Genomic DNA, 3,330 nt, shown 5'->3' with positions numbered 1-3,330 from the left:
TCCTTTGGTGCATGCTTTTGTATCGCAGGGGATGAGCATTGGAGCAGGGATGGTGCTTTTGCTGGTAGGGCCGATTACCAGCTGGGGAACTATCCTAGTCTTAAGGAAAGAATTCGGCGGAAAAACCCTGGCAGTTTACTTGGTGATTATTGCTGTAATGGCTTTGGCTCTGGGCTGGTGTTTTTCGACGATATAGGTATGAAGAAAGAGCGGGTGGGGCTAACGAGGGCTCTAAATTTTTAGAAGGAGGTGATGACCTAGAGAAGAGAAAAATTTAGAAAGGAGGAGAAAGCGAGAAAGCTTATTAGTTCTTGCCAGTGAAACTCTAGTCTGGGAAAAGGTTAACCACCACCCCAGCACCGAATTCCACACATAGGGAGATAACGAACTATGTGAAGCTCCCGAGGCAGGAGGTATCGGGCTACAACGAAAGTATCCACCAACCGTGACTATTTATTGGTTAAAGGTGTGCTTTAGGGGCCAAATCTTTATTCTTGAAATTTGAAAAGATCGGTAAAATTGAAAGGGGACAAACGGAAGATATTCTATCTCGGCAAGGAGGTCAAAGAAGGAGTCGGCAGATAGCTATGGAACTCTGCTATCGATACACCGGTCTATCTCAGGGGGAGATAGGAAGAGAGTTTGGAGGGGTAGATTACAGGGGAGCACTTATCTCAAACCAGTGGTTCAACCGGCAAGCCAAAAGGGGTGCTCACACAACGGCTGGCTATCTGCTCTATGTTACCCTTAGCCATAAATGGATATTTTGTGTTTAGCTCCTTTAAAATCTGTTCATCTTATTGTTATCCCTATCAAAAGAAATTCAACATTCAAAATTTTATAAAGTTTTCTTTAAGGTTATCTAAACATAGATTATACCATTTAATCTTTTAATCTTTCAATTGCCCTTTTTTCTTCCTCCTTTGCATCTTCCCCATGAATCTTGGAAAGCTCAAGGAACAGCCTCTTTTCCTCCTTTGAGAGCTTAACAGGAAGGCAAACAATTATTCTAACAAATAAATCTCCATATCCATAGCCCTTAAACCTTGGCATACCCTTGCCCTGCAATCTAAATACCCTGTGCGTCTGCGTTCCCTCTCCTATTTTAAGCTTTGCCTTTTTTCCATCAATCAAGGGAATTTCTATCTCTCCACCCAATGTTGCTTTGATAAAACCTATTGGTTTTTCAATGATAAGGTTATCACCATCGCGGATAAATACCTTATTTTCCTTGATATGAACAACAATATAGAGGTCTCCGGGAGAACCACCACCTATTCCCATCTCTCCCTCTCCCTGAATTCTTATGCTTGTTCCCGATTCAATGCCTTGTGGAATTTTAATGGTTATTGTTTTTTTTCTTTTGACCTGACCATTTCCTCTGCACTCAGGGCAAGGTGTTGTAATAATTGAACCCCTTCCATCACACCTTGTGCAGGTTCTTTGAATTGAGAAAAACCCGGTTTGCTGGACTATCCTTCCACTTCCATTGCAGGTTGGACAAGCCCTTCTTCCTCCTTGTTTTGCACTTCCATCTCCTCCACAGAATGAGCAAACTTCCCTCTTTTCAAAGGATATTTTTTCCTCCTTTCCAAAATATGCATCCTCAAGTGAAATTTCTACATCATACCTTAAATTCTCTCCCTTCTGAGCCCTCTTTCCCCTTCTTCCAAATATTCCTTCAAATATCCCTCCACTAAATATATCGCCAAATATATCTTCAATATCGCCAAAATGGGTAAAATCAGACCAGGTGAATCCCTCCCTGCCAAATGTAGATTTTAGCCCTTCATGTCCAAATTGGTCATATTGCGACCTCTTTTGTGGAGAAGAGAGAACCTCGTAAGCCTCAGCAAGCTCCTTAAATTTCTCCTCTGCTTGTTTGCTTCCTCCGGCTACATCGGGATGGTATTTTTTGGCAAGCCTTCTATAGGCAGATTTTATCTCATCAGATGATGCATTTCTTGAAACGCCGAGGACCTCATAATAATCCCTTTTCATCAAGCTTATTCTTTTAAAGCCTTTTCTATCTCACCAACACCTAAGCCAAGCTTAACAGGAAAACCAAGGTCAGAGAGGGTCATTTCCAAAGCAGAAATCGTGGTTATAATATCAAATTTATCTACATAGCCAAGATGGGCAATTCTAAATATTACATCCTCTAGCTTACCCTGACCCTTTGCAATATTCACACCATAGGTATTCTTTATCCTGCTGGTTATATTTTTTGCCGGGATGCCATCGGGAGCCAAAACAGAGGTAACTGCATTTGATGGATTTTTTGCAAATAGGGTAAGGCCTAAGGCAGAAACAGCATTTCTTGTTGCCTCTGCTAATCTTTTATGCCTCTTTATTATATTTTCAATCCCCTCTTTTCTTATCTTACTTAATGCTGTTGCTAATCCCCTAACCAGGCTAATCGCTGGTGTAAATGGCGTATCATTGTTCTCATAAGCCTTAAGGGCTTTTTTGAAAGAAAAGTAATACTTTGGAAGGTCTCCCTTTTCTATTTTTTCTTGTGCCTTTTTGCTTAAGGATACAAAGGAAAGCCCGGGTGGAAGCATAAGACCCTTTTGAGAAGAAGATACACAAACATCAACCTTCCAGCTATCCTGTAAGAATTCGTCTGCACAAAGCCCAGAGATTGCGTCAACCACAAAAAGTGTATCAAGCTTCTTTGTTATCTCTCCAATTGCCTCAATGTCTGTTAAGGCTCCGGTTGATGTCTCGCAAAGGGTTGTAAATAAAGCAGAGAATTTCTTTTTTGAAAGCCTCTCCTTTATTTCAAGAGGAGAAACGGAATCCCCTGGCTCTACCTTAATTATCTCGGTTTGAATTTTATATGCCTTACAAATCTCACCCCATCTTTCCCCAAATTTTCCACTCTCAACTACCAATGCAATATCAGATTGCGACAAAAGGTTGCAAACAGATGCCTCCATCCCACCTGTTCCAGATGAGGCAAACATAAGCACAGGGTTTTGGGTTTGAAAGATGTATTTTAAATCCTCAGAAACCCTTTTTATAATCTCCTGATATTCTCCTGTCCTGTGATGGATAATAGGCTTTGCCATCTCCAAGAGGACATCTTCTGGGATGGTTGTAGGTCCTGGTGTCATAAGGTATTTTTTCATCTTCTTAAAATTATATCAACCGCATATTTAAGTATACTAAATAATGGAAAATTTTATCAATTTTAAAATTTAAAATCTAAAATTTACAATATATAGTTAATTCCACAACGCTTTACAAAATGTATGGGTTTAGATAATCTTAAGGAAAACTTTATAAAATTATGAATTTTGAATGTTGAATTTTGAATTAAAAGGG

The 3,330-nt window shown here is 39.9% G+C and carries 4 protein-coding genes; 2 read left to right on the top strand and 2 right to left on the bottom strand.

The genetic code is table 11. The features are described 5' to 3' along the window. Together AB1397_02370 and AB1397_02365 are read left to right on the top strand one after the other, a co-directional pair. On the top strand, positions 1-196 hold a 196-nt coding region (locus AB1397_02370; GenBank protein MEW6481837.1), incomplete at its 5' end, for a permease. Positions 197-587: 391 nt separating this feature from the next. Continuing rightward, on the top strand, positions 588-776 hold the full coding sequence (locus tag AB1397_02365; protein MEW6481836.1) for a hypothetical protein: 189 nt from the start codon (positions 588-590) through the stop codon (positions 774-776). Positions 777-882: 106 nt separating this feature from the next. Here the strand turns inward: AB1397_02365 and dnaJ are convergent, their stop codons facing one another. Further along, positions 883-2,001, bottom strand: coding sequence for a molecular chaperone DnaJ (gene dnaJ / locus AB1397_02360; GenBank protein ID MEW6481835.1), 1,119 nt, complete (start codon positions 1,999-2,001; stop codon positions 883-885). Positions 2,002-2,006: 5 nt separating this feature from the next. Further along, a complete protein-coding gene (locus tag AB1397_02355) occupies positions 2,007-3,134 on the bottom strand; it encodes an alanine--glyoxylate aminotransferase family protein (protein MEW6481834.1) in 1,128 nt (375 codons plus the stop codon). Positions 3,135-3,330: the final 196 nt, after the last annotated feature.

This window comes from bacterium (assembly GCA_040756715.1).
In the GTDB taxonomy this organism is placed as follows: Bacteria; UBA9089; UBA9088; order UBA9088; family UBA9088; genus JBFLYE01.
This window is presented reverse-complemented; position numbering and strand designations above follow the sequence as displayed.

What these genes read in the sequence shown, in the direction of transcription:
- AB1397_02365 (MEW6481836.1), top strand. Translation starts at nt 588, where the DNA reads ATGGAACTCTGCTATCGATACACCGGTCTATCTCAGGGGGAGATAGGA.
- AB1397_02355 (MEW6481834.1), bottom strand. Translation starts at nt 3,134, where the DNA reads ATGAAAAAATACCTTATGACACCAGGACCTACAACCATCCCAGAAGAT.
- dnaJ (MEW6481835.1), bottom strand. Translation starts at nt 2,001, where the DNA reads ATGAAAAGGGATTATTATGAGGTCCTCGGCGTTTCAAGAAATGCATCA.